Here is a 19,686-nt window from a genome sequence, read left to right as displayed (position 1 = left end):
GGCGGCGGCATAAACCCTGCGAGACGCAGTCGCCGCGGCTGGCACGGGCGGTGCCGTCGGACGGCCCCGCTCGCTCACCCGCTCACACCGTTTCGAGCAGGTAGTCGAACACGCCCGATCCGGGATGAAAGTGCGTGTAGGTCCCCAGCGTCCGGTACTCCACGAGGCCGTCGTTCGCGCCGTCGATCCCCGCCCCCCGGACCATCTCGAAGGCGTAGCGCGCGTCGGATGCGGGCGCCGCCGACGAGTAGTGGAACTCGTGCCCGCGGCGTGTTTCGCCCACGGGCGCGACGAGCGTATCTCGGGTGGCCCGAACGCCGACGTGGTCGAGGCCGGCGGGGGCGTCCGTCATCCGCGTCTGAACTGGCAGGATGCCTGCCATCTCGTGATCGCCCTCCTCGGTCGCGAGCGACTCGCCGAGGATCATCATCCCGCCGCACTCGCCGAAGATCGGCACGTCCCTGGCAGCGAGGTCCCCCAGTTCGTCGAGCGTCGGTGACGCCGCGAGCGCCGCCGCGTGCCGTTCGGGGTAGCCGCCCGGGAGATAGACGGCGTCGCACTCGGGGACGGGATCGCCGGCGACTGGCGAGAACTGTTCGACGACGGCGCGGTCGCGCAGGCGGTCCGCGGTGCTCGGATACATAAACCGGAAGGCATCGTCGGTCGCGACCGCGACGCGAACGCCCGTTTCGTCAGCGGCGCGGAGCGAGGGCGTCGTGTCGAACGCCGGCGGCCGCGCGATGTCGAGCAGGCGCTCCGTCTCGATCTGTCGCGCTGCGGCGTCGAGCGCGTCGTCGCTCACGGGGGCTTCGTCGCCCGCGTGGAGGCCGAGGTGGCGGTCGGGGATCTCGAGGCCGTCAAGCGGCGGGATCCGACCCACGTACCTGAGTTCCGCGATGGCGTTACGAATCCCACGCTCGTGACGGCCGCTGTGCGCACGCGACGCGAGGAGGCCGACGACGTCGACGTCGTGATCGACGTGCGCGGCGTACCGCTGGAACCCGAGTCCGGTCGCGGCGACGCTCTCCATCCCCCCGCTGGCGTCGACGACCAGAATCACCGGGAGGTCGAGCGCCGACGCCACGGCGGCGGTGCTCACGTCGCCGTCGTAGAGGCCCATCATCCCCTCGACGACACAGACGTCGCCGTCGTCGGCCCCGCGAGCGTACGCCTGGCGGAGCCCCCGATCTCCCGAGAGCCACGGATCGAGGGTTCGGGAAGGGCGGCCGAGCGCAGCGGCGTGATGGCTCGGATCGATGAAGTCGGGGCCGGCTTTGGCCGCCACCGGCGTCTTCCCCGCGCGTTCGAGCGCACGACAGACAGCCAGCGTCGCGATGGTCTTGCCAACGCCCGAGGACGTCCCCGCGACGACGACCCCGGGGAGGTCCGACGGAACCGATTCAGTCGGCATTGCCCCTCCTCTGTCGCAGTCGGGAATAAATCATCTGTTCGAGATATCGATGTTGATATTCGAGACCGTCGCCCGGGCATCGGTCACGACGCCGTAGGCCGCGTCTGCGACCGACGCCGGCGGGCGTTCGGTATCATACCGCGAACGGAGTGCCGCCAGCAGCGCGTCGCGGACACAGGCGCGCGCCGCGGCGCCGACGGCGGTCGCACTCCCGGAGAACGCGGCGCGTTCGCCGGCGGGATCGCAGGCGGCCACCACGGCGTCTGAGGTCGTGCCGGGGAACCCGGTCCGGGCCAGGAGCGTCGCCGCCTTCGCCTCGGCCGCGACGGCGACGAGATTCGCGAGCGCGCCCGGTGCGAGTGATCTCGTCGTGCCCACGACGACGTTGACGGTGCCGATCCGATTCGAGTCGTCGCCGGTCCCCACTGCCTTCTCGCCGCCGCCGTCGCCGCTCCCCACTGCGTTCTTGCCGTCACCAACTCGCCCCTCGTCTGGGATCGGGAGCGCCGCGGGGTTGCTCAGGCCGGCCGTCGCGACGGCCTCGACTGGGCCGAGGCGGGCGCGGTGAGCGTGACCCATCGACACGCCGGTCAGCAGGGCGGGGCCGGGATCGGTGTCGTCGAACCCGGCGTCCCGACGACGGCGCTCGACGTAGCGTTCGATGTCCACGTCGTCCCACCCCTCCGGCACCGAGCAGAGATACGCGGCGTCCGCGCGGGAGTCGCCGCCGTCGTAGCCCGTCGAGAGCCACCGCGTCCCCGGTCGACGCAGTCGACAGACCTCCTCGGCGACCGTCGCGTCGAACACCGGTTCGGTCTCGGCGTCGAACTCCCGATCAGGCTCGGATCCGCTCATCGGTCGTCAAGTAGCGCCGCGAGCAGCCGATCGTTCTCGTGCGGTCGGCGAACGGCCACGCGCACGTGCGAATCCAGTCGCGCGAACGTCCGTGCGTCCCGGAGTGCGATCCCAGCGTCGCGAGCGCGGCGGAGCACGCCGTCGACTGACGCCTCGCCGACGTCCAAGAGGAGGAACGGCGCGTCCGAGGGGAACACGTCGTACGGTCCCGCCAGCGCCGCACGCAGCCGTTCACGCTCGCTCGCGACCCGCTCGCGCGTCCGCTCGACGAACTCGGTCTGCTCGAGGCAGTGCCGCCCGACCGCCGCGGCCGGCGTCGAGAGGGACCACGCCGGACGGGCCGCGCGGATCCGCTCGCCCAGGTCACCGGTCGCGACGGCGAACCCGGCGCGAATCCCGGGCAGCCCGAACATCTTGGTCAGCGAGCGGGCGACAATCGCGCCTCGCTCGCCCGCGAGACCGGGCGCGTCGGTGAAGTCCAGAAACGCCTCGTCCACGACGAGCGGCGTGCCGGCCGCGCGGCAGTCCGCGAGCGCGTCCCTGAGTCGCCCCAGTTCGGGCCGTTCACCCGTCGGGTTGTTCGGCGTGCAGACGACTACTGCGGCGTAGTCCTCCGGATCGATGTCGAGGATCGCGTCGTGGGCGACGCCGACCGGCTCGCCGCCCTGCAGACGGATCTCGCGGGCGTACTCGCCGAAACTCGGCTCCGGGACCGCCACGCGGTCGTCCGGGCCGACGGTGACGCCGAACGCCAACCGGAGCGCGGCGAGGCCCCCGGGAGTCGGGACGACGGTCGCCGGGTCGCACCCGACGTAGTCGGCCGCGGCGGCGCGGAACCGCGGGCGGTCGTCGGCGTACCGCGTCGACGCGTCGAGCGCGGCCTCGTAGGCGTCGGCGACGCCCGCGGGTCGCACGGGGTTCGTGTTCGCGCTGAAGTCGAGCAGATCGGGATCGTCGCTGCCGCCGTGGGGCACGCGACCGACGTCCGCGACGGCGTCAGGGTCCACGGTCGCCTCCCCCGTCGCCGCCCGGCCCGCCGCGCCGGCCGTCGCCGTCACCCCGGCCGTCGATCCCGCCGCGGCCCGCACGCTCGTCGCGACTGCTCCTCACCCGATCGAGCACCCCGAGCGTCGTCTCGGTCACGTCGTCGAGCCGCCCGGCCTCGTCCGCGAGCCGAAGCGCGCCACCCATCGCTGCGCCCTCCTTGGCGACGCCGTCGGCGAAGGCTGCGAGCGGTCCAGCCCCGTCGGCGTCGAAGCCGGGATCGGAGACCACGACGTCGAGGTCGAACGCAGCGGCGGCCTCGCGGAGGCCCGAGACGTCGTCTGCCAGGTATCGCGTCGTCGCGAGCGTCGCCGGTCGCGGGACGCCGGCGTGGCGGACCAAGGCGGCGACCGCGAGCAGCTGCGTCCCCCCACCGAGCATCACCTCGGTTCCCGATTCGAGCGCGCCGGCGACGAGGCCCGCGGCGACCGCCAGCACGGGATCGCCGACGGATCGGACCGCGCGCTCGGGAGTGTGGGCCGCCTGTCCGGGTTCGAGAGGTGCGGTCTCGAACGCCTCGTCGACGACCCGCCGCTTCAACTCGATCGGATTCTCCGGTAGCGACGACGACGGCTCGATCCGCGACTCGCCGAGCGCTCGGCGGACCGCCATCGCGGTGGTCGTTCCGCCGGGGATGGTCTCGCCGACGACGATTCGCTCGTCCGGCAGTCCGCGGCCGAACGCTCGCGCCGCGGTGAACGCGCCGGGGGCGGTCTGGACCGGATCGGGTTCGCGGATGTCGTCGCCGGGCCTCGCGCCGACGGTCACGGTCGGCGCGCCGGTCGGGCGCGCGAGTCCGCCGTCGACGACGGTCACGTCGAATCCCACCAGGTCGCGGACGGCCCGCGTCACGAGCGCGGGCGTCGGACAGCCGGTCGGACTCACCGGGAGGGCAGGCGCGCGAACGACGTCGCCGTACGTCAGAAGTTCGGCGTCCGCACCGGGCGTGTGCAGGAGGGCGTCCCGGGACGCGCCAGCGGCGCTGATCCCCTCGATCTCGGCCGTGCGGGTCGTCCCCGCGACGAGGATCACCCGCGGCGGTTCGGTCGCTCGAGTCACTCGCACAGCACCTCTGCGAGCGCGACATCTCCGGGTCGGTTCACGTTGACCGCCAGGCGGGCGTCGTACGTCAACGCCACGGTGTCGTCGTCGCCGGCGGCGACGTTCAGTCCCGTCGGCGCGACCGCGCGCCCCGCCGATTCGAAGGTCGTCCCGACGGACGCCCCCAGGCGCTGCTTCAGTACCGCCGGGACGCAGACGGTGAGCGACGTGACGGTCTCGGCGTCGGTGCTTGCGTCGGAGCGGCCGTCCGCGACACGCGCCCGCGAACGTGCGTCGTCGACGTGTTCCGGAGCCAGGAGCGGCAGGTCGGCGGGGACCGTGAGCGCCGGGCGACCGACCGACGCCAGCGCCGCCCCGAGATCGGAGACGTACCCCGCTCCCGGCGTTTCGACGACCGATACCGAGAGGTCGGCGGCCCGGTCGGCCGTCGCGGGCGTCTGCGGTGAGACGACTGCGTGGATCGTGCCGTCGAGGCCGCTCGCTCTCAGCGCGTCGACGACGCGGGCCAGCATCGATCGCCCGCAGATCTCGACGAGCGGCTTCTCACGGTCCGGCGGGATCGCGTCGGCGTCGTTCGTGCCGTCGACCTCCCGGAGCCGGGTCCCGCGGCCGCCGCACATCACCAGAGCGTCCACACGATCACCCCCGCGTGCACCCCCGCGATGCGGCCGAGTTCGTTCGCCGCGCCGAGGACGTCGCCACTGATCCCGCCCAGCGCGCCCGCCGCCCACTGGCCGACGAGCCACGCGACGGCGATCGGAGACAACAGTGCGGCAACCGGGCCCGCATACCCCGACCCCATCGCGTTTCCGAGCACGAGCGCGGGGAGCGTTGCGATCGCTACCGGCAGCAACGCGGTCGGCGTCGCGTGCTCACTGAGCGCTGAGCCGAGCCCCTCGTGGATCGCATCGCCCGTACAGACCAGCAGGGCCATCCCGCTCTTGGCGCCCACCTCGACCGCGAGCGCTACGCCGAACGCGATCTGCGGCCGGGTCCCGGCCATCCCGAGCGCGCCCAGCCCGAGCGTGACGAGCGCGAGCGCGACGGCGAGCGCGCCCCCGACACCGGTCTGTGAGTCCTTCAGCACCTCGCGCCGACGCGCGGTGTCGACGCCGCCGTGGACCGCCGCTGCGTCGCCGAGGTCGGCCAACCCATCGGCGTGTGTGACGCCCGTGAGGAGGACGATCGTGATGAGATACAGCGCGGCCGCGCTCGGCACGGGGAGCGGAACGAGGAGCGGCAGCGCGGCGACAGCGCCGACGACGTAGCCGACGAGCGTGATCGCGACCGGCGTGCGGCGGAACGCCTCCCAGGCGGCCTCGTCGCCGCCGACGGGGAGTCGCGTGAGGAAGCCCAGTGCGCCGCGGAGCGCGCTCACCACCACGCGGCCACCCCCGCGACCGCGACCGCGAGCAGGCCGGCCCGCCGCGTCACACGGATCCCTCGCGTCGCCGCCGCAACGTCCGGAAGCGGAGCCCCTTCCCCGTCGCCGTCTCCCGTCTTCGCACTGTCGGACGCGTCTGACGACACGGCAGTTTCGGGATCGAGGTCGTACGCGTCGGGCTTCCGCAACCGCACCGACAGCACCGCCGCCATCGTCGCCATCGGCCAGCCGGAGTTGGGGGATGCCGGACGCCGTGCGAGCGCCCTCGTCTCCGCGTGAAACGGGAGCCGCGGCGACCCGCCGGCGATCGCGAGCAGCAGCGCCGTCGCCCGCGCCGGCAGCCACATCACGAGGTCGTCGAGGCGGGCCGACGCCCAGCCGACCGGCTTCGAGTGGTACCCCAGCATCGAGTCGAGCGTGTTGACGCCCTTCACCCACGCGGCTGCTCCGGCGGCCGCCGGGAGCGAAGTCGATGCTGCGACGGCGCTGGTTCCAGCAGGAACGGCTCCGCTACCGGTGAGGAGTCCCGCACCGCCCGCGACGAGTGCGAAGGCCGTGAGCGGGGCCACCAGCCCGTCCGCGAGGTTCTCCGCGAGGCTCTCCACCGCGGCCGAGCGGACGTGCGCCGCGTCGAGTTCGGTCGCGTCGCGGCCGGCGAGCGCCCGGAGGTCGTGGCGCGCCCGGTCGAGGTCCGTCTCGGTCGCGTCGATCACGCCCCGGGCGCTCGTGATCAACAGTCGGAGACTCGTCGTCGAGAAGAGCGCGAGGCCAGCCAGTGCGGCTCCGATCCAGGGGTCGATTCGAGTCCCGACGCCGACGACGCCGGCGGCGACGCCCGCGAACCCGAGCGGGAGCACGAGTGCGACGAGCGCGCCGGCGAGCCGTGCGCGACCCGGCCGGTCGACGGATCCACTGCTGATCGCGCGCTCGATTCGACCCACGAGCCGTCCGAACAGCGCGACCGGGTGCACGCGCGCCGGGGGCTCGCCGAAGGCGGCATCCAGACCGACGGCGACGAGGACGGCGGTCGCCGCGCTCACCGGCACGGCGACGCCTCCGCCAGCGACGCGGGCTGGTCACCGGCGCGGAGCCGATCGGCGATCGTCTCCAGTCCGATGTCGGCAACGTCGAGGAACGTCCCACCGACTGCTTCGACGCCGCCATCGGACGCCTCGTCGTCGCCGACGTGCACCAGCGCGTCGGCACCGACGCCGACCTCCCCGGCGACGGTCTCGAACGCCCGCGAGTGAGGTTTGCGCCACCCGCACCCGACACTCGTCACGATCGCGTCGAACGTCTCTCGATCCAGCGCCGAGCGGATCAGCGTCCGCGGGACGAGTTCGGGCACCGAACAGTTCGAGAGCAGCCCCACGGGGCCGCGCGCCGCGGCGGCCGACAGGGCGTCGTCGGCACCCGGGCGGGTGCGCACGTCGGGATCGAACGCGGCGACGACAGCACGTCGGACGGTGCTCGCGGACGCGTCGACGCCCCCCGCCCGGAGCGCCGCGGCGACGTGTGCCGGAAGCGGGATCTCCGCCCCTGCGGGAGCCTCGACGTGTTGCTCGGTGTACCGCTCGCTCCAGCCGTCGGGGACGGTGACGCCGCGATCGCGGAGGGCGGTCGCAACCGTCGCTGCGGGGTCCCCGGGGCGATCGATCGCCACCAGCGTGCCGAAGAGATCGAACGTAACTGCCACGACGAGTGCATCGACGAAAGTCGACTTGAATTTGCCGGCGTCCGCGGAGCGACAGACAGCCGTCAGACACGAAGGAAGATTCAAATACTGTGTCACATATGTTGAACCGATGAGTAAGATCACGTTCCGTGCCGACGACGATCTCGTCGAGCGGTTGGAGGCGCTGGAGACCTCCAAGAGCGAGGCGATGCGCGACGCGCTGCGCACGTACCTCGACGGCGCGGACCGTGAGGTGTCTGCGGACGCCCCGACCACGTCTGACACCGTCGACGACGTCATCCGTGAACGCGTGGACGAACTCGTAACCGAACGACTCGACGAACTCGTCGGACGTGAGCGTCCGCGTCCTGCGCGCGACCTGAACGTCAACGTCACTGTAGACGGCGCGCAAACATCCGAAACGGTCGAAAACGACGGCGTTGAAGCCCGTGGGGTCGACTCGGCTGAGCGTAAGACACGCGACGAGCTCGACGTGGACGCGCGCGAGGGACACGAGAAGACGTGTGACAAATGTGGCGAAAACGTGGGCTCTGACCACGTTTACTGCCCGAACTGCGGTGAAAAGGCCTCCCACCGCGTGTTCTGCGAATGCGGCGACGAACTCCGCTCCGACTGGGCGTTCTGCCCCAGCTGCGGCCGGCGAACCTCTGCGGCCGACGTGCTCGAACGAACGTAAACGCGCTGAAACGCCTGTATACGTTCGTTTCACGGCTTTGTCTTACGACCGTCGGTACATTTATAACGTATCAGTCTGTGGTAACTCTCGCGTAAGACGGTCGTCTTACAGAACCGACGGAAGCGGGCGAGATGCCCTCTGGCTTCCGTTTTCGTGGATGTAAGACGTTCGCACAGGGTGTGCGCGCCGTCTTACCGGGGGAATGCAACAATGGAGCGTGTGACACTACGAATTCCGAAGCAGCAGATCGAGGAGGTCGAACAGATGGTCGAGACCGGGGAGTTCCCGAACCGGTCCGAAGCCATTCGCTCGGCCGTCCGCGAGATGCTCAACGAACAGCAGCCGGAGAACCGCGACTCACCGACCAAGCACTGGGCCAAGGTGTAAACGATGCAGGACATTGTCAGAGAGGCGATGGAACGCGACGAGGAGGAACGCGACGCCGCCGACAGCCCAGACGGCGACGAGTTCGGGAGTCCCCGCATCGTCATCGTCGGTTGCGGTGGCGCCGGAAACAACACCGTCAATCGTCTCTACAACATCGGCGTCGAGGGCGCTGACACGGTGGCGATCAACACCGACAAGCAGCACCTCAAGATGGTCGAGGCGGACACGAAGATCCTCGTCGGCAAATCGCTGACGCAGGGACTCGGTGCCGGCGGCGATCCCTCGATGGGTGAGCGGGCGACCGAGATGGCCCAGGGGACGATCAAGGAAGTCCTCGGCGAGGCCGACCTGGTCTTCGTCACCGCGGGGATGGGCGGCGGCACCGGCACCGGTGCGGCCCCCGTCGTCTCGAAGATCGCGAAAGAACAGGGCGCGATCGTCGTCGGGATGGTCTCGACGCCGTTCAACGTCGAGCGCGCGCGGACGGTCAAAGCCGAGGAAGGACTCGAGAAGCTTCGCAACGAAGCCGACTCGATCATCGTCCTCGACAACAACCGCCTGCTCGATTACGTCCCCAACCTCCCGATCGGGAAGGCGTTCTCGGTGATGGATCAGATCATCGCCGAGACGGTAAAGGGAATCTCCGAGACCATCACCCAGCCCTCGCTCATCAACCTGGACTACGCGGACATGTCCACGATTATGGACCAGGGCGGCGTCGCGGTGATGCTCGTCGGTCAGACCCAGGACAAGAACAAGACGCAGGAAGTCGTCAACGACGCGATGAACCACCCGCTGCTGGACGTCGATTACCGCGGCGCCTCCGGCGGCCTGGTTCACATCACTGGCGGCCCCGACCTCACACTGAAAGAGGCCGAGGGCATCGCCAACAACATCACCGAGCGCCTCGAGGCGCGCGCGAACGTCATCTGGGGCGCTCGCATCCGTGACGAGTACAAGGGGAAAGTCCGCGTGATGGCGATTATGACCGGCGTCCAGTCCGCACAGGTGCTCGGCCCGTCGACGCAGAAGCAGGCCGATCGCTCAAGAGAGAGCCTGGAAGCTTCGGAGTTCGACGCGAGTGAGAACGCCGAGTTCGCGCAGGGGGGAACCTCCTCCGGATCGACTGCGACCGGCGGTTCCTGGCAGTCCGATGGCGGCAAAGAACAGCGCGAAACACAGCACGGCGTCGACGTCATTCGATAGTCGCGCCTCAGACAGACCCGACCGCACCGTGTTGACCGCCGGTGCGTCTCCCGCAGTCTCCAGTCATTCGCGTTTCGTCCACGGTTTTCGGTTGTCGCCTGCTCCCGTAGCGCCCGCTCTGGCTCACTCCCTGGCACGATCGCTCACAGAGCCGGGCAGGCACCGTCGCCACCGCCGGCGAGACTACGCCGCTTCCAGTGACTCCAACAGCCGGCACTTCCGACAGACGTCTCTCGTCGTCTGCGACCCGCAGCGCTCGCACTCGGCGAGGTCCGGTGTGGACGCCCCGCGGTAGCGCTCGGCTGCCATCGACGCCAGTTCCTCGTACCCCGAGATGATCGAATGCCTCGTTCCCGGGTGGGCCTCTTCGAGCGAGAGCAAGAGGTCCTGGATCTCGCCGCGGAACGCCTCCGAGGAGTGCGGACACTCGGTGATGTGCGCCGGCAACTCTTTCAGGTGCGCGTACAGCGCCACCTCCTTCTCGGGGACGTCGCGGAGCGGCTTCGCCCGGGGGACGAACTGCTCGGAGTCGTGACGCTCGTCGAACGGGCCGAGACTCGCGTCGAAGTGTTTGGCCATCTGCTCGACGTCGCCTTCGAGGATGTTCATCAGCGCGGTCTGGGCCTCGTCGTCGAGGTTGTGACCGGTGAGCATAATGTCCGCATCGAACTCCGCGGCGTACGACTCGAGGAGATCGCGCCGAAACACCCCGCAGTACGCGCAGGCGGCCATCCCCTCGGGGTCGTCCTCGACGACGTCGTCCATCCGGACGCCGAATTCGTCTTCGTACGAGACGAGTTCGTGGCGGAGGTCGAGGTCGGCGGCGAGTTCGACGCAGGCGTCGACGCTCTCGTCGCGGTACCCCTCGATGCCCTCGTGGATCGTCAGCGCGAGGATCTCGATCCGGGGATCGCGGCCGAACGTCTCGTCGAGGATATGCGTGAGCACGACGCTGTCTTTCCCGCCGGAGAGTCCGACGACCCAGCGCTCGGGGTCGTCCGGCGAGGCATCTCGCGGGACGAGGCTGTCGCGGCGGATCCGGCGACGAACGCGCTTCTCGACGGAGGCACAGAAGTGCTCTTCGCACAGATGCGCTCCGGAGTAACCCGCGTGCATTACGGCGTCGCGGCCGCACTTGTCGCACTCCATCGGTCCGCCGTTGGCGGCGGGAGAGGATACGGGTTTCGTCTCAGGGTGTCGCACACGGCCGCGGTGCTCGGCGAGCGCCACCGTCACAAACGGGGTACGCGTGTCGAAGGGAGAGGGGGGATGGGGGGAACGGCACCCTAGGGTAGCGTTACCCCGAGTGGTCACCGTACGATGACCGATCGATCGACACCCCAGAGGTGCCATTCGGTGGTAGAACGACCGCATTCAAAATTCCTCCGGAAGTGCGGTGGGTTCTCTCACGGGTCGCTGCCGCGTGGGAGCTTCAGCATCGACTGACAGGTGCCGTGTCGTCGTCGAAACACATTCGGTCGTCCTCCTCCCATCCCGTGTATGGAACGAGATCGCGCGCTGGCCCGGATCGAAGCCGTTCTCGACGCCGTGGAGAACGACCCGATGCCGGTCCCCGTTCGAGAGGTCTGGGTTTACGGCGACGTCGCGCTCGGCCTCGACCCGATCGAGCGGCTCGACGTCTACGTCACGAAGGACCTCCTGCTCCGGGGCGACGCCGACGCCGCAGCGCGCTTCGAGACCGAACACGGGGTGAAGGGGATCGGTCGCAGCGTCTCTGCGGCGTGGGCCGAAGCGTATCCCGACCGCATCCGGACCAACGCCAGCGGGCACGCAGCGCCCGAGAAGTGCCTCGCGGCGCATCTGCTCGACGGCGACGAACCCATCCACCTCGAAGTCTGCAACGCGTCGTTCGAGGACAACGTCCGACAGCGTCTGAAGAGCGCGATCGACCGCGACGCCTACGAGCAGATCCTCGACCCCCGCGGCGTCTGCCTCTACGCCGAGGAGCAGCGCTCGGAGTCGGCGCTCCAGAAACTGCGCGACGGTGAACTCGTCTTCCCGACGCTCCCGGAGTCGCTGTCGATGCTCGGCCTCGACGACGACACCGCCGCCGAGGCCGCCGACGCCATCAGAGCGTACCGGGCGTCGCAGTCGGGACGCACCGTCCGCGGCGACGTCGTCTGAGGGGGACTCCGCCGGTCAGCCCGGGACGCGACCCACGACGACGTCGAACGGCACCACCTCGGCGCGCCGATACGTCTCTTCCTGCATCGCTTCGACGACGGCTCGGCCCATCTCGCGCCACTCCCGCCGGAGGGCGTCGTACTCCTCGGCGGAGAGCACGCGGCGGAGTTCGGTCTCGTGATCCGCCAGTCCCGCCCCGCTGGCCTTCCGTGCGGCGGCCGACAGCGACGCCTCCTCGTAGGGGGGTTCGACGACCTTCCGGTGGTAGTACCGCCGCGTCTCGATCGACTCCAGCCCCACCGTGCGGAACGCCGACACGAGACGGTCGCCCATCGCGACATCGGTCTCGACGCCCTCGATGTAGGCCTCGCGGACCTGCCGCTCGAGGGTGACTTCCGCCTCGACGGTCGAATCGACCCCCACGTCGGCGTTGTCGGGTTCGATGGCGGCCACGGCGTCACGCGAGAGCGATCCGAAGGCCCGGAGCGCCGCCGTCGGGTCGGGAAGATTGACCAAGAGCGCCTGACAGACCACCAGATCGAAGGCGTCGTCGGGAAACGGCGGCCGGACCGCGTCGCCGGCGACCACGTCGAGGTCGGTCTCTTCGCGTGCAACCGACAACAGCCCGGGGTCGGCGTCGAGACACACCACCTCCGCCGGCGACTCGGCGGTCAGGACGCGAGCGAGTTCGCCGGTGCCCGCCCCCGCGTCGAGAATCCGCTCCCGGCCGTCGAGCGAGAGCGGCGCGAGCGCCGCGCGGGAGTCCGCCCACATCCCCTCGCGGGTCCGACGCAGGTACTCCGGCGAGAATCGTCGCACGGACGAGCGTTCTTCGGGCGCGCTCAAAAGCAGGTCGATTCCGCGCCTCTTCTCCCTCTCCCTCAGTCGCCACCCAGTCGGCGGATCGACGCGACACCGAGGCTGACGACGGCCACCAGCGCGGACAGCGGACCGAAGCCGGGCGTGCTGGTCGCGGTGGTCGACGCCTCCGGCTCCGCGTCAGTCGTCGCGTCGTCGGTCGTCCGCGGATCGGGCGTGTCCGTCGTCGACGTCGAGGGCGTCGCCGGCGCCGACGTCAGGCCGACCCGCACCCCGGCGTGATCGGAGGGGAACAGCCCCGACCCGTCGCTCGCTCCCTCGATCGGATCGACGGCGAACCGCTCGGCGCTCGGCGCTCGGAGCCCGCGGACGAGGACGTGGTCGATGCGCTGAGAGAGGCCGTCCTCGTCTGGCGGGCGGAGCGCCGAAGGCCGACAACACGTACCGCCTGTGGCCCCCGCCGCTCGGGGGGCGTCGGTGAGCCCCTCGGTCAGAAGTCCGTATGCCCCCGCGTCGGCGCTGTCACTTCCGTCAGGCGTCGGCGTTTCTCCGGTCCGGCTCGGCTCGTCGTTGAGGTCGCCCAGAACGACCAGCGGCCCGGACAGCGACTCGACTGTCGCGGCGAGTTCCCGCGCCTGTGCCGTCCGGACGTCCGCGAGACCGGACGCCAGGTGCGTGTTCAGGATCGTCGCCGACGCGCCCTCGATGCGGAGGTCCGCTCGCGCGTACCCGCGCTCGATCTCGACCGTCCGGTCGCCGCCGACCGGCAGCGTCAGCGAGGCGTCGTAGGTCGCGCCCGCCGTCGATTCGACCGCGACGTCGGCGTCGGCCCGGACGAGCACGGCGTCGCGGTCGGTGAGCCTGACGTCGATCCGCTCGCCGTCGACCCGAGCCGGGAGCTCCAGATCCGTGTTCGTCGTCGCTGCGACCAGGCGGTACGGGACGTCCCGGTCGGCCAGCGCGTCGCGGAGGATCGCGAGGAAGTCGAAGACAACGGTCCCGGCGTCGGGGTCGGTCGGATCCCCACCGGAGCGTGGCCCGCGGCGGACGACTGCGGCCTCTTGCACACCGAGCACGGTCGGCGAGAGGCCTGCGAGTTCGTCCGCGATGGCGGTCATCCGCGCGCGCGGATCGCTCGCGCGGACGGTGTCGTAGAGGTCGCCAACCCGCTCGGGGATCGGCGCGTCGCTGTCGTCTCTCGCGATCGAGAGGAAGTCCGCGCCCAGCCCGAGGTTCTGCGTAGCGACCGTCGTCGTGAGCGCCGTCCCGTCGGCATCGCGCTCGGGCGTCGCTGTCGCGGCCGCCGTCTCGACACCACGAAGCGATGCCCCAGCGCCGAGCGTTCCGAGCACGCTGGCGCTTCCGCGCACGACAGCCCGGCGCGACGGCCGCGCCCGAGGTGAGAAATCACGCTTGTCCACTGTTAGGGACCGCTATCGGCCGGCCGCTGAAGAACGCGCCGCTTACGACTCACGGAGCTCGTGGACGCGGTCGATGTTCCAGGCGAACCCCTTGCCGTCTTCGTTCGGCGTCTCCAGCACGAGCGGGGCGTCGCGGATCGCCTCGTGGTTCACGAACGCGGTCATCCCCGCCTCGCCGATCAGCCCCTCACCGATGTGGGCGTGCTCGTCTTTGTTGGTCCCGCACTCGTGCTTCGAGTCGTTGAGGTGGACGCACGCGAGGTTCTCGACGCCGACCTCGGCATCGAGCGCCTCGATCGTCTCGTCGACCCCCTCGGCGCTCGAGAGGTCGTAGCCCGCCGCGAAGGCGTGGGCCGTGTCGAGACAGACTTCGAGGTCCTGGGTACTCTCTTCGAGGACGTAGCCGAGGTGGGCGAAGTCGTCGCCCAACTTCGTTCCGGACCCGGCGTCGGATTCGACGAGCACGGTGACGCCATCGGGAACGTCGAGTTCGTTCAGCGCCGAGACGGCGTTGTCGAGACCCTGCTGCTCGCCCGCGCCGGTGTGTGCCCCCAGGTGGACGTTCACGTACGGAATGTCGAGTTTGGCGGCCGCGTCGACCTCGCGCTGCATCGAATCGATCGACTTCGCACGGAGGTCGTCTTTCGGCGTGCAGAGGTTCACGAGATACGACGAGTGGATGACCCACGGGCCGACGTCGTGGTCTGTCGACCGCTCGCGGAAGGCCGCCGCGTCGTCGTCAGCGATGTCGGGGTTCTGCCAGACCTGCGGCGAGTGCGTGAAAATCTGTCCGCAGTTGCCACCGTCGTCGAGCTGTCGATCGACGGCGTTCGCGACGCCCCCGGCGATCGACTCGTGTGCTCCTACGCGCATACTGGCCGCTGGCACGCCGGGAGTAAAGCGACTTCGGGTCGCGGCGGCGGTCGGGGACCGGCACTCCGAGCGGGTCCGTCCCGCCCTCCCGCCGAACGACGTCACTCGGTTCGCCGGCGAATCCACCCCTCGCTTCTGTACTTCTCTTCCGCGCGCTCACGGGCACGCGCGAGTTCGTCGTCGGTCCACGATCCGTCGGCGGCGTCCGCCCACGTCGCCAGGGCGTCCTCGACCGCCTCGACGAGTTCGGCGCGGGACACGTCTGTCAGTTCGTCGACGCCGACGACCCGGTCCCGAAACCGGTCCGGGTCGACGTCGTGGCCGGCGAACGTCGCGAGGTGCTCGGCCGCCTTCACCGTGTACGTGAGCGATCCGTGCTGAACGACCGCATCCTGCTGCCGGTACTGGGCGTTGCCGCTGATCTTCCGACCCTCGGCGACGATGTCGTGGGCCGGGTGGAGTTCCCGGAGGTAGCACGCGGGCGACCAGATCGCTTCGACTGACTCTGAGACGTAGTCCGCGTCGATCCCGACCGCCCGGAACGCCGCCAGGATCGGTTCGCACAGGAGGTGGTAGGCGTCGAGGAGGTCGCCGGGCAGTTCGCGCTTCGGCGCGACGATCGAGTAGGAGACGTCGCCATCGACGTCGTGGTAGATGCCGCCGCCGCCGGTCTGCCGCCGGGTCACCGACACCCCCTCGGCCGCACAGCGGTCCCAGTCGACCGTGTCGGGGTCCTGTCCGTATCCGAGCGAGAGCGTACTGGGATCCCACCGATAGACGCGGACCGTCCGCGGGCCGCCGTCGGCAGCAGTTTCGGCGGCCACCTCGTCGAGTGCCATCTGCATCGGCCCGTCGCGAGCCTCCTCCCTGATGAGTCGCCACTCCGCGTCAGCGAGGGGCCCGCCGTCGTTGTCGCTCATACCGCAGGCTACGCCTGCCGCGGCAAAGCGGTTTCGTCGTTGCGTCGCCCGTGTTCCAATTTCATATCGCATCATACACTATATCAGCGGACGAACCGACTCGCGAGCCTTTTACACGTCGCTTTCCTCCCTCCGGTATGGTGCGGAACGTCGCCGGCGTGATGGCAGAACTCGAACCCGAGGACTTCTATCTCCTCTCCGGCGTCGAGCAGGGGATGCGGTTCTCCGAGTGGGTGAACCGCGGGAAGCTCCCGGACCTCTCGAATCTCACCGCAGAGGAGGTCGACTACCGACTGGACCGCTGTGCGACACGGGGCCTGATCGAACGGAAGACCATCCAGTACGAGGGCTACACCCTGACGGCTGAGGGCTACGACGCCCTCGCGCTCCGGACGTTCTCCGAGCGAGACACCATCGAAGGCGTCGGTGCACCGCTGGGCGTCGGCAAGGAGAGCGACGTGTTCGAGGTGCAGTCGTACCAACCGCTGGCGCTGAAGTTCCACCGCGAGGGCTACACGAACTTTCGCGAGGTGATGCGCGAGCGGGATTACACATCGGACAACCAACACGTCTCGTGGCTCTACACCGCTCGGAAGGCCGCAGAGCGTGAACACGAGGCCCTCGAATCCCTCTATCCGGACGTCTCGGTGCCCCGTCCGATCGATCACAATCGGCACGCAATCGTGATGGCGAAGTTCGACGGCGTCGAACTGGACCGCGCGAAACTCCCGGACGAACAGGTCACTGGCGTCCTCGATCTCATCCTCCAGGAGATCGCGACCGCGTACGACATCGGCTACGTCCACGCCGACATGAGCGAGTACAACGTCGCGATCAGCGAGTCCGGGGTGACGGTCTTCGACTGGCCGCAGTCGGTCCCGACCGATCACGAGAACGCCCGCGAACTCTTAGATCGCGACGTCGAGAACCTCCTCTCGTACTTCAATCGAAAGTACCCGCGAAACCTCCCGGACGTCGACGTCGAAAGCGTCAACGACAGCGTCGCGGCCGGCGACTTCGAGTCCGTTCGGAATCACGCTTCGTGAGTCGCTGACGACGGTTTCTGTGCGAGTTCCATCGTTCGAGACCGCACTGCGTCTCACCGAAATAAATCGTATACAGCGATATCGAACGGTCAATCCGCGGGGTGCGGTCCCCGAGTGTACTCCCAGGAGTCGGTATAGGCGTCCACGAGTCGCTGGCGCATTCCGGCGTCGGCTAACAGCCGAGACGCCGTCACCGGGTGTCGGGCGAGGCGGGCGGCGACGCGTCCCGGCGAGCGCGTGATGTCGTCGACGGTCAGGCCGTCGAGTGCCTCGGCCACCCTGGCGAGGAGTCGCGGATCGCCATGTTCGACCCAGGCCCCCCGCATCAGGTGGGCCAGTCGGTACTCCGACTGCATCAGCTCGTAGAGGCGGTCGGGATAGGTCTCGGGGCGGTCCTCGAGGATCGCTTCGGCGGCGAGGGACGACGAACGGATCGCCTGGCAGATCCCCTCACCCTGATACCGATTGGCGATCCCGGCCGCGTCGCCGACGAGGACGACGTTCTTGCCCGCGCGGTAGGTCGCCGCCGGATCCAGACTCGGCCCGCGCGGGATGGTGTAGATGTTCGTCTCCGAGCGATCGGGAACGGGGAGGCCGTTCCGGCGGCACGCCCCTTCGAGCGCGGCGTAGTACTCGTCTGGACGCTCCTCGCCCGCCCAGCCGATGCCGACGTTCGCCCGCGTCTCGGACTTCGGAAAGAGCCACGCGTACCCGACGTATCCCTCGAAGAAAATCTGTGGAGACGACGCGATCGAGCCGAAGTCGCCATCCACGTCGGCGTTCACGGCGACGATCTCACCCGTGTACGCGTCCAGATCGCCGAACGCTCGCATCGACAGCGCCGGTTGTCCGGTGGCATCGATCACGTAGTCGTGTGACCGACACAGTTCGCGGAACCGGTCCGGCCCGACGGCCGCGTTCTCTTTGACGTCCACGCCGTCGGCGGCGACCTTCTCGGCCCACGTCCGTTCGACGACGTCCCGGTCGGTGATGTATCCCGGCGGGCACCGGATCAGCGAGGTCCCGAGCGGCGGCGCGTTCGGTCCGTGTTCTCGCCCCTCGAACACGCGCAACTCGAAGCCGTCGACGTCGTTCAGAAACCCGTTCTCGGGCGTCTTCGCCAGCGGGATCAACGACGTATCGTTGATCGCTTCCCCGCAGTTGACGCGCTTGTCGTCGTACGATTGCCGCTCGAAGAGCGTTACGTCGGCCGCCGACGCGAGCCGGTCCGCAGCAGCGAGTCCCGCAACTGCACCGCCGACAACGGCGATCGATCGCTCGACCATACCGGATTCGAAGGAGTCGTGGCAAAATATCCTATCGGAGTCAGCGGCCCCCGCGTGACGGCCCAGCTTGGTGACGCCGGTCGGACCCGCAGAAATTCGATCGAACGACCCGACTACTGTCTGACGCGGGCGTTACGTTCATACCCGATGACGTCCAAGCAGAACGTACGGAATGAGGCGGGATTACTTCGAGTTGGACGTAGAAAACATCTCCTGGGTCGACGACGACGGCGACCCGAGCAAGCCCTTGGTCCGGATCGCCTTCCACGGACCGAGCGAGGAACTGGACCGCCGGCTCTCAGATCCCAGTGGAACATATCTCGACGCGAGCGAGACAGACGTCGCGTTCAGGCTGCAGAACTCACTGGACGAACCGGACGCGACGGGCGTCGTCAGTGTCACGAATCGCATCACTGGCGACTTCGTCCTCGAACTCAACGAGGACGCAGACGACGTACTCACGTTCATCCGCGCCGCTCGCGAGTACGGTCACGACGCCGAGGTGAACGACGGGCGCTACCGCGTCGAGGTCACGATGGACGGCGATGAGGTCGTCACCTACGAGAAACAGACGTTCCTGGTGTACGACGCCGACGGCAATCTCCTTCGATCGCACAGCCTGATCCCCTCCGGCGTCGAACTGTGACGGCGGGGGTACGCGTCGAGCCGTGACCACGATTCGGGCGTCGAATCGGTTCAGTTTTCTCCGACTCGCTGTGAGGGTTCACCCGTGAAGAACGTCACAGACCGGACGAGCAACCCCTTCGATATGCGGCCCCCCTGTGAGCGATTCGTCCCCGGGTACGGCGACGCGAACGCGGATTTTCACGTCGTCGGTGACCGCCCGGAACGCCACGGCGGCCTCGACACCGGCGTTCCGTTCACCAACGACGCGGGCCGTCGGCTCCAGGCGGCCCTGGCCGAAGCCGGTCTCTTAGAGTCCGTGGGCGACCGTCCGAACCCGAAACAGACGTTTCTCTCGTATCTGCACCTGTGCGCCGGCGACGGTGAGCCCTCGCAGTCGTCGTACGACGACCTCGAACGGTTCTTCGACGCCGAACTCCGGGCGATCGCCGCGCACGTCCTCCTCCCGGTCGGCGAGCGGGCGACGAGACACGTGCTCGAAACCTACACCGCACAGGCGCGGAAGACGACCGTCGATATGGACGCGCTCCACGGGACGGAGATCCGGGGCAGCGGCTTCCTCGTCGTCCCGATCGCAGAGCCCGCGACGTGGGACGAGACACATCCCGGCCGTCTCGTCGACGGTCTCGAGACGCTCACGTCGACTGACTACCGGCGCGAGGCCGATCTCGGGCGCTTCGGTGCCGGGAACGATCCCTACCTCGTCCGGTGATTTCGCGCTGAGTCACCGGGAGAACCGATTCTACAGCATTTTTTGTTCATTTTGCAACAATTGACCGAGACATATCGAGAACGTACACCGCTGCGCCG

General features: G+C 69.2%; 21 protein-coding genes. 7 read left to right on the top strand and 14 right to left on the bottom strand.

What is annotated here, in order from left to right; genetic code table 11:
• Positions 1-82: 82 nt before the first annotated feature.
• Genes BLU74_RS01200 through BLU74_RS01165 form a run of 8 tightly spaced genes read right to left on the bottom strand, consistent with a single transcriptional unit; the run spans position 83 to position 7,452 of the window.
• On the bottom strand, positions 83-1,411 hold the full coding sequence (locus BLU74_RS01200; RefSeq protein ID WP_089764237.1) for a cobyrinic acid a,c-diamide synthase CobB: 1,329 nt from the start codon (positions 1,409-1,411) through the stop codon (positions 83-85).
• A gap of 30 nt (positions 1,412-1,441) precedes the next feature.
• On the bottom strand, positions 1,442-2,266 hold the full coding sequence (locus BLU74_RS01195) for an adenosylcobinamide amidohydrolase (RefSeq protein ID WP_089764234.1): 825 nt from the start codon (positions 2,264-2,266) through the stop codon (positions 1,442-1,444).
• Positions 2,263-3,273, bottom strand: coding sequence for a threonine-phosphate decarboxylase (locus BLU74_RS01190; RefSeq protein ID WP_089765215.1), 1,011 nt, complete (start codon positions 3,271-3,273; stop codon positions 2,263-2,265). Before BLU74_RS01190 ends, BLU74_RS01195 begins: the two co-directional genes overlap by 4 nt.
• The gene (locus BLU74_RS01185; RefSeq protein WP_089764232.1) at positions 3,263-4,369 is read right to left on the bottom strand and encodes a nicotinate-nucleotide--dimethylbenzimidazole phosphoribosyltransferase; all 1,107 of its coding nucleotides are present in this window, start codon (positions 4,367-4,369) and stop codon (positions 3,263-3,265) included. Before BLU74_RS01185 ends, BLU74_RS01190 begins: the two co-directional genes overlap by 11 nt.
• On the bottom strand, positions 4,366-5,007 hold the full coding sequence (locus BLU74_RS01180; protein ID WP_245705696.1) for an NTP transferase domain-containing protein: 642 nt from the start codon (positions 5,005-5,007) through the stop codon (positions 4,366-4,368). Before BLU74_RS01180 ends, BLU74_RS01185 begins: the two co-directional genes overlap by 4 nt.
• Positions 4,992-5,756: an adenosylcobinamide-GDP ribazoletransferase gene (gene cobS, locus BLU74_RS01175; RefSeq protein WP_089764227.1), complete on the bottom strand. Its 765-nt coding sequence runs from the start codon at positions 5,754-5,756 to the stop codon at positions 4,992-4,994. The genes BLU74_RS01180 and cobS overlap by 16 nt, the downstream gene beginning before the upstream one ends.
• Entirely contained in the window at positions 5,747-6,802 is a 1,056-nt protein-coding gene (gene cbiB, locus BLU74_RS01170; protein WP_089764224.1) for an adenosylcobinamide-phosphate synthase CbiB, read from the bottom strand. The genes cobS and cbiB overlap by 10 nt, the downstream gene beginning before the upstream one ends.
• Positions 6,793-7,452: an HAD family hydrolase gene (locus BLU74_RS01165; RefSeq protein WP_089765212.1), complete on the bottom strand. Its 660-nt coding sequence runs from the start codon at positions 7,450-7,452 to the stop codon at positions 6,793-6,795. The genes cbiB and BLU74_RS01165 overlap by 10 nt, the downstream gene beginning before the upstream one ends.
• A 109-nt stretch (positions 7,453-7,561) precedes the next feature.
• Here BLU74_RS01165 and BLU74_RS01160 point away from each other — a divergent pair, with 109 nt between their 5' ends.
• The 3 genes from BLU74_RS01160 (at position 7,562) to ftsZ (ending at position 9,721) form a co-directional block, all read left to right on the top strand.
• Complete coding sequence (locus tag BLU74_RS01160) at positions 7,562-8,128, top strand: double zinc ribbon domain-containing protein (protein WP_089764222.1); 567 nt, start codon at positions 7,562-7,564, stop codon at positions 8,126-8,128.
• A gap of 210 nt (positions 8,129-8,338) precedes the next feature.
• Entirely contained in the window at positions 8,339-8,515 is a 177-nt protein-coding gene (locus tag BLU74_RS01155) for a ribbon-helix-helix domain-containing protein (protein WP_089764219.1), read from the top strand.
• Positions 8,516-8,518: 3 nt separating this feature from the next.
• Positions 8,519-9,721 carry a cell division protein FtsZ gene (gene ftsZ / locus BLU74_RS01150; RefSeq protein ID WP_089764217.1) on the top strand — a complete coding sequence of 401 codons (1,203 nt, stop codon included), beginning with the start codon at positions 8,519-8,521 and terminating at the stop codon, positions 9,719-9,721.
• Between the two features lie 183 nt (positions 9,722-9,904).
• Here the strand turns inward: ftsZ and ncsA are convergent, their stop codons facing one another.
• A complete protein-coding gene (gene ncsA / locus BLU74_RS01145; RefSeq protein WP_089764215.1) occupies positions 9,905-10,870 on the bottom strand; it encodes a tRNA 2-thiolation protein NcsA in 966 nt (321 codons plus the stop codon).
• 351 nt (positions 10,871-11,221) lie between these two features.
• Here ncsA and BLU74_RS01140 point away from each other — a divergent pair, with 351 nt between their 5' ends.
• Complete coding sequence (locus tag BLU74_RS01140) at positions 11,222-11,866, top strand: DUF7095 family protein (RefSeq protein ID WP_089764212.1); 645 nt, start codon at positions 11,222-11,224, stop codon at positions 11,864-11,866.
• Positions 11,867-11,881: 15 nt separating this feature from the next.
• Here the strand turns inward: BLU74_RS01140 and BLU74_RS01135 are convergent, their stop codons facing one another.
• The 4 genes from BLU74_RS01135 to BLU74_RS01120 all read right to left on the bottom strand — a co-directional run bounded on the left by BLU74_RS01135 (position 11,882) and on the right by BLU74_RS01120 (position 15,899).
• The gene (locus BLU74_RS01135; RefSeq protein ID WP_089764210.1) at positions 11,882-12,685 is read right to left on the bottom strand and encodes a class I SAM-dependent methyltransferase; all 804 of its coding nucleotides are present in this window, start codon (positions 12,683-12,685) and stop codon (positions 11,882-11,884) included.
• A gap of 62 nt (positions 12,686-12,747) precedes the next feature.
• Positions 12,748-14,037 carry an endonuclease/exonuclease/phosphatase family protein gene (locus BLU74_RS01130; protein WP_175454524.1) on the bottom strand — a complete coding sequence of 430 codons (1,290 nt, stop codon included), beginning with the start codon at positions 14,035-14,037 and terminating at the stop codon, positions 12,748-12,750.
• 111 nt (positions 14,038-14,148) lie between these two features.
• On the bottom strand, positions 14,149-14,979 hold the full coding sequence (locus BLU74_RS01125; RefSeq protein WP_089764203.1) for a deoxyribonuclease IV: 831 nt from the start codon (positions 14,977-14,979) through the stop codon (positions 14,149-14,151).
• A 101-nt stretch (positions 14,980-15,080) separates the two neighbouring features.
• A complete protein-coding gene (locus BLU74_RS01120; protein WP_089764200.1) occupies positions 15,081-15,899 on the bottom strand; it encodes a lipoate--protein ligase family protein in 819 nt (272 codons plus the stop codon).
• A gap of 137 nt (positions 15,900-16,036) precedes the next feature.
• Between BLU74_RS01120 and BLU74_RS01115 the strand changes: the two genes are divergently transcribed.
• On the top strand, positions 16,037-16,945 hold the full coding sequence (locus BLU74_RS01115; protein ID WP_089764197.1) for a serine/threonine-protein kinase RIO2: 909 nt from the start codon (positions 16,037-16,039) through the stop codon (positions 16,943-16,945).
• Between the two features lie 89 nt (positions 16,946-17,034).
• Here the strand turns inward: BLU74_RS01115 and BLU74_RS01110 are convergent, their stop codons facing one another.
• Positions 17,035-18,231, bottom strand: a complete 1,197-nt coding sequence (locus tag BLU74_RS01110; protein ID WP_089764194.1) for an NAD(P)/FAD-dependent oxidoreductase — start codon at positions 18,229-18,231, stop codon at positions 17,035-17,037.
• A 172-nt stretch (positions 18,232-18,403) separates the two neighbouring features.
• Between BLU74_RS01110 and BLU74_RS01105 the strand changes: the two genes are divergently transcribed.
• The gene (locus tag BLU74_RS01105; protein ID WP_089764191.1) at positions 18,404-18,877 is read left to right on the top strand and encodes a DUF5793 family protein; all 474 of its coding nucleotides are present in this window, start codon (positions 18,404-18,406) and stop codon (positions 18,875-18,877) included.
• A gap of 84 nt (positions 18,878-18,961) precedes the next feature.
• Positions 18,962-19,588, top strand: coding sequence for a uracil-DNA glycosylase family protein (locus BLU74_RS01100; protein WP_089764189.1), 627 nt, complete (start codon positions 18,962-18,964; stop codon positions 19,586-19,588).
• Positions 19,589-19,686: the final 98 nt, after the last annotated feature.

The sequence above is a fragment of the Halobellus clavatus genome, from assembly GCF_900107195.1.
Lineage (GTDB): Archaea > Halobacteriota > Halobacteria > Halobacteriales > Haloferacaceae > Haloquadratum > Haloquadratum clavatum.
The sequence above is the reverse complement of the archived record's forward strand: the minus strand, read 5'-3'. Positions and strand labels throughout refer to the sequence as shown.